This window comes from Geobacillus sp. ZGt-1, from assembly GCF_001026865.1.
GTDB classification, from domain to species: Bacteria; Bacillota; Bacilli; order Bacillales; family Anoxybacillaceae; genus Geobacillus; species Geobacillus thermoleovorans.
In genome coordinates this window covers 1-6034 of the sequence record NZ_LDPD01000210.1, presented here as the reverse complement: position 1 = coordinate 6034, position 6034 = coordinate 1, and the positions used below count along the sequence as shown (strand labels likewise).

Annotated in this window: 5 protein-coding genes and 1 pseudogene; all 6 read left to right on the top strand. The window is 46.9% G+C overall.

Translation table 11 applies throughout. The annotated features are described in order from the left end of the window. Window positions 1–948 (top strand): annotated as a pseudogene (locus VU18_RS16690) (xylan 1,4-beta-xylosidase); the annotation flags it as partial. A 31-nt stretch (window positions 949–979) separates the two neighbouring features. Next, window positions 980–1933 carry a sugar kinase gene (locus VU18_RS16685; RefSeq protein ID WP_047758610.1) on the top strand — a complete coding sequence of 318 codons (954 nt, stop codon included), beginning with the start codon at window positions 980–982 and terminating at the stop codon, window positions 1931–1933. Between the two features lie 15 nt (window positions 1934–1948). Then, the gene (locus VU18_RS16680) at window positions 1949–2599 is read left to right on the top strand and encodes a bifunctional 4-hydroxy-2-oxoglutarate aldolase/2-dehydro-3-deoxy-phosphogluconate aldolase (RefSeq protein ID WP_023633598.1); all 651 of its coding nucleotides are present in this window, start codon (window positions 1949–1951) and stop codon (window positions 2597–2599) included. Between the two features lie 115 nt (window positions 2600–2714). Further along, window positions 2715–3413: a GntR family transcriptional regulator gene (locus VU18_RS16675; RefSeq protein WP_013145193.1), complete on the top strand. Its 699-nt coding sequence runs from the start codon at window positions 2715–2717 to the stop codon at window positions 3411–3413. A gap of 36 nt (window positions 3414–3449) precedes the next feature. Then, window positions 3450–4865, top strand: a complete 1416-nt coding sequence (uxaC, locus tag VU18_RS16670; RefSeq protein ID WP_047758609.1) for a glucuronate isomerase — start codon at window positions 3450–3452, stop codon at window positions 4863–4865. Window positions 4866–4872: 7 nt separating this feature from the next. Then, complete coding sequence (gene uxuA / locus VU18_RS16665) at window positions 4873–5988, top strand: mannonate dehydratase (RefSeq protein ID WP_021321582.1); 1116 nt, start codon at window positions 4873–4875, stop codon at window positions 5986–5988. Window positions 5989–6034 lie beyond the last annotated feature (46 nt).

Genomic DNA, 6034 nt, shown 5'->3' with positions numbered 1-6034 from the left:
GTTGATCCTCATTTGCAAGTTGGGGGACCGGCCATTTGCGGAGGAAGCGATGAATGGATTACGGATTTTCTCCACTTTTGCGCCGAACGGAGGGTGCCTGTTGATTTTGTCAGCCGCCATGCCTATACATCGAAGGCGCCGCATAAGAAAACGTTTGAATATTACTATCAAGAGCTTGAGCCGCCAGAAGATATGTTGGAGCAATTCAAAACGGTGCGCGCCTTGATTCGCCAGTCTCCGTTTCCGCATTTGCCATTGCATATTACCGAATATAATACATCGTACAGCCCCATCAACCCGGTTCATGATACGGCGCTCAATGCAGCATACATTGCCCGTATTTTAAGTGAGGGGGGAGATTACGTCGACTCGTTTTCATATTGGACGTTCAGCGATGTGTTTGAAGAAATGGACGTTCCGAAGGCGTTGTTTCACGGTGGGTTCGGTCTAGTTGCGCTTCACTCGATTCCCAAACCGACATTTCATGCGTTTACATTCTTTAATGCTCTAGGCGACGAACTGTTGTATCGTGACGGAGAGATGATTGTGACAAGGCGGAAAGATGGATCGATTGCCGCAGTGCTTTGGAATTTAGTGATGGAAAAAGGAGAAGGATTGACAAAAGAAGTGCAGCTGGTGATTCCAGTTTCATTTTCCGCTGTTTTTATCAAGCGGCAAATCGTCAATGAGCAGTACGGGAACGCGTGGAGAGTTTGGAAACAGATGGGGCGTCCCCGTTTTCCAAGCCGTCAAGCGGTGGAAACGTTGCGTCAAGTGGCGCAGCCTCATGTGATGACGGAGCAGAGACGGGCAACGGACGGTGTGATTCATTTATCTATTGTCCTATCAAAAAACGAGGTGACATTAATCGAGATTGAGCAAGTTCGAGATGAGACAAGCACATATGTCGGCTTAGATGATGGTGAAATAACATCGTATTCTTCATGAAAGATTACCAAAATGGTTTTGGAGGGACGAGATGGACGTAGTCACCATTGGCGAATCGATGGCCGTATTTACATCAACAAGTGTCGGCTTGATGAGACAGGCGACCACCTTTACTATGCGGATTGGCGGAGCGGAATCCAATGTCGCTGTCGGCCTTGCTCGATTAGGCCATCGTGTAGGATGGATCAGCAAGGTCGGAAGCGATGAGTTTGGAAAGGCGATTTTGTCTTTCCTGAAAGGTGAGGGAGTGGATGTCAGCCGGGTAAAAATGGATGGGGAAGCGCCGACCGGCATTTACTTTAAGGAACAAAGACGTCTAAACGATACGCGGGTATATTACTATCGCAAAGGATCAGCGGCGAGCAGGCTGACGCCTGCCGACTTGGATGAGAAATATATCGCGGAGGCAAAGTATTTGCATATTACGGGAATCACTCCGGCGTTAAGCGAAAATTGTCGTGATACGGTCTTTGCCGCCATGGCGATGGCTCGCCGTCATGGGGTGAAAATCGTTTTTGATCCGAATTTGCGGTTGAAACTATGGAATGAAGCGGATCGGGCCAAGGAAGTGATGCTTCGCATGGCAGCTGAATCAGATGTGGTTCTCCCTGGAGAAGCTGAGGCATCGTTTTTATTCGGAAAACATTCGGTTGAGGAATGGGGAAGCCGGCTGCTTGACATGGGCGCCTCGCTTGTTGTCATTAAACTAGGCGCAAATGGTGCCCATTATTTTACGAATGCGCATCATGAGTATGTTCCAGGGTTTCCTGTTGAAAGGGTAATCGACCCTGTCGGTGCTGGGGATGGGTTTGCAGCTGGGCTGCTATCCGGACTGCTTGAAGGACTTCGTTTAACAGAAGCGGTGCAGCGAGCGAATGCAGTTGGCGCGCTTGTGACAATGGTCGAGGGGGATGCTGATGGCATGCCGGAACGCGATGACGTCGAGCGCTTGATAAATCAGCGACGGGAAGATGTTACGCGATAAAGGAGATGAACCTACATGAAGGTAGTCCAAATGATTCGAGAGATTGGCATCATTCCAGTCGTCCGCGGTGCGACGGTTGATACTGTTCTTCCGCTGTCATTGGCTTTGCGGCAGGGAGGCATTCCAATCATGGAAATTACGATGGAAACAGCTGGGGCTTTGGCCGCGTTGGAAAAGGCTGCAAGGGAACTGAAAGATATGTTGATCGGTGCGGGAACGGTGCTGGACGCTGAAACAGCACAGAGGGCGATTTCAGCTGGGGCGCGGTTTATCGTTTCTCCCTTCCTTTCTATTGATGTGATTCAGGCGGCAAAACAAAATCGCGTTGTCAGTATCGCAGGAGGATTGACGCCGACCGAAATTGTGAATGCTTTTCAGCACGGGGCTGATATGGTGAAAGTATTTCCTGCTCATGTGTTTGGGCCAAACTATATTCGAAGCATAAAGGAGCCGCTTCCCCACATCCCCCTCATCGCAACTGGAGGAATCAATCTGAAAACGGCTGGAGAGTATATAAAAGCGGGAGTGGATGCCATCGGTGTCGGGAACTCGTTAGTGAAGGTTGAAGGGGCATTGGAAAACGATCAGTGGAAGATTATTGCCGAACGGGCAGCTCAATGGATGTCGATTGTGCACAAGGTGAGGGGAGAGAATGCGGGTGAATGAATCGCTGAGAAATTTGACAGGAAATATGTTCTTTCCTACATTGGAAGAAAACGCATGATCATGGATGTACTTTATCACTGCCATACTAGTATATAAGAAAAAGGGGAATCGCAAGGTGATCTTTACTGCCCAACAAAGCCAACAAATTAAAAGTTCTGTCAGAGGTTCGGCGCGCGACCAGTTGTACGAGATGCTAAAGGAAAAGATTTTGCGCCTTGAGTTGGAACCAGGAACAAAAATTTCCGAAAAGGAAATTGCTGAGCAATTGCATATTAGCCGCACCCCGGTGCGGGAAGCATTTCTCAAACTGGCGCAAGAAGAATTGCTTGATATTATTCCGCAAAGCGGAACCATTGTTTCGCGCATCAACTTGGAACATGTGGAGGAAGGGCGCTTTATCCGCGAGGTTGTCGAGAAAGAAGTGGCCGTTTTAGCTTGTACGAAATTGCGTCAAGATCATCTATTTGAAATGGAGAAGAATATTGCGATGCAAGAGTTGTGTGCCGAAAAAGGAAATTTTCTTGAGTTGTTTGAGCTTGATGAAAAGTTCCATCAGCTCATTTACGATGGCTGCCGAATGTCGCGCTCGTGGAAAATGGTGCAAAGTTTAAACAGTCATTTCAATCGTTTGCGTGTACTGAGACTATCATCCGATCTTGATTGGGACATTATTATTTCCCATCACAAGCAAATTTATCGGTTAATTGCGAATAAAGAAGCAGAGAAAGTGCGTCAGGTGATGGAAGAGCATTTGCGGCTTGTCGAAATTGAAAAAGACGTACTAAAAAGGCAGTATCCTCATTATTTTGTATAAGTTGTTGGAAGTTTCGCTTTGCGGGAGGGAGACAGTGTGCAGCCGTTCATTCATGAAAATTTTTTGTTGCAAAACAAGCATGCCGAAGTGTTATACCATGACTATGCGAAATCGTTGCCGATTATTGATTATCACTGCCATTTGAGCGCAAAAGAGATTGCGGAAGACAGGCGGTTTCATGATATGACGGAGCTTTGGCTCGAGGGGGATCATTACAAATGGCGGGCGATGCGGGCGCTGGGAGTCGAAGAAAAATATATTACAGGAAACGCTTCCCCTGAGGAAAAGTTTCAAGCATGGGCGAAAACGGTGCCGTATTGCATCGGGAATCCACTCTATCATTGGACGCATTTAGAGTTAAAACGCTATTTTCAAGTGGATGCCCTTCTGAATGAGCGGACGTGGCGTGAAATTTGGAATCATTGCAATGATTTATTGAGACAGGAAGGATTCTCAGCCCGCTCTTTCATGGTCAAATCTAATGTGGAGTGGATTGGGACAACGGACGATCCGCTCGATGATTTAGCTGATCATCAAGCAATTGCCCAAGATCCATCATTTCTAGTAAAGATTGTTCCGTCTTTTCGTCCTGATGCAGTCATTGAAATCAACCGCCCTTCGTTTTTAGACTATGTGGGAAAGCTAGGGGAAGCAGCTGGCCTGCCGATTCATGATTACGATCAGCTGCTGCAAGCCATTGAAAGCCGAGTGCGTTATTTTCACGAGAAAGGATGCCGGATGGCTGATCACGGCTTAGAATCGATGCCGTATTCAGAATGCGGATGGAAGGAAGCAAACGATATTTTTCAAAAACGAAAAAATGGATTTGTCCTCAGCCGTGAGGAGGAGGAAAAATATAAAACTTTCACTTTATGCTTCTTAGCCCGATTGTACCACTCGCTTGGTTGGGTGATGCAGCTGCACATCGGTTCGATTCGAAATACAAATGAAAAGATGTTTCAGCGTCTTGGTCCGAATACAGGATATGATTCGATTCATGACTTTTTCCTTGCCCAGCCGTTAAATGCCTTTCTTAATGAGCTAGAGTGTCGCGATCAACTGCCAAAAACGATTGTGTACACATTAAACCCTGCTTATAACTATATTGTCGCCTCAACGGTCGGCAATTTTCAATCAGAAGGAGTAAAAGGGAAAGTTCAATTTGGCGCAGCTTGGTGGTTCAATGATCATCAAGATGGCATCATCAGACACTTGACGGATCTTGCCAATGTCGGTGTGTTCAGCACGTTTGTCGGAATGTTGACCGATTCAAGGAGTTTTGTGTCTTATGTACGCCACGAGTATTTTCGCAGAATTGTATGCAATTTGATCGGTTCATGGATTGAAAAAGGAGAGGTGCCGCAAGACTATGATTTTTTAGGGAAAATCGTTCAAGATGTATGTTACTTCAACGCGAAACAATACTTTCAAGTCGGCGTGAGTGGGGGATGAGATCAGAATGAAAATGACGTTTCGCTGGTTCGGAAAGGAACATGATACTGTTTCATTAGATCATATTCGGCAAATTCCAGGAGTTGAAGGAATCGTTGGAGCTCTATATCATATTCCAGTCGGTGAAGTATGGCCGCTTGATGATATATTGGAACTCAAACGGCAGGTAAATGAAAAAGGATTTCATCTTGAAGTCATTGAGAGCGTCAACGTCCACGAAGATATTAAACTTGGTTTACCCTCGCGAGATCGATATATTGAAAACTATAAACAAACGATTCGCAACTTGGCGAGAGCAGGAGTGAAAGTGATTTGTTACAACTTTATGCCGATTTTTGACTGGACCCGTTCTGATTTAGCCAAAAGGCGGCCTGACGGGTCGACGGTGCTCGCCTATGAGAAACAAAAGATTGAACAAATCGATCCGGAGGAAATGATCCGCCGCATTGAAAGCGGAGCGAACGGGTTTTTGCTTCCGGGATGGGAACCGGAACGCTTGAAAACAATCAAGCCTCTTTTTTCGCTATATAAAGGGGTAACCGAAGATGATCTATTTGATCATTTGCGTTACTTTTTGGAACAAATCGTTCCAGTAGCGGAAGAGTGGGGCGTTCGGATGGCTCTCCATCCTGATGATCCGCCCTGGTCGGTGTTCGGATTGCCGCGGATTGCGACCAATAAGGAGAATTTGGATCGAATCGTTCATATGGTCAACAGCCCGGCGAACGGGTTGACATTATGCTCCGGATCGCTTGGAGCCAATCCGGCCAACGATGTTCCGGACATTTTCCGCCACTTTTTGCGAATGGGACGAGTACCATTTGCCCACGTCCGGAATGTCGAAATTCACGCGAACGGCGATTTTGAGGAAACGTCTCATCGCAGTTGCGACGGTTCGTTGAATATATGCGAGATCGTGAAAGCGTTGCATGAAGCTGATTTTCAAGGGTACATTCGACCAGATCATGGCCGGATGATTTGGGGGGAACAAGCTCGTCCAGGTTACGGGTTGTACGACCGGGCGCTTGGCATTATGTACTTGCTGGGCATTTGGGATAGTTTGGAGAACGAAAAAAAGAAGCAGGAAGGTGAGAAGGCATGCTCCCGATCCATCCAAGTTTAAAAGGCAAGGTAGCGGTTGTAACGGGCGGGGGTGGGGTATTATGCAG

Bases quoted from the DNA above. Each gene is read 5' to 3' on its own strand.
- VU18_RS16685 (WP_047758610.1), top strand. From the start codon at position 980: ATGGACGTAGTCACCATTGGCGAATCGATGGCCGTATTTACATCAACA.
- VU18_RS16680 (WP_023633598.1), top strand. From the start codon at position 1,949: ATGAAGGTAGTCCAAATGATTCGAGAGATTGGCATCATTCCAGTCGTC.
- uxuA (WP_021321582.1), top strand. From the start codon at position 4,873: ATGAAAATGACGTTTCGCTGGTTCGGAAAGGAACATGATACTGTTTCA.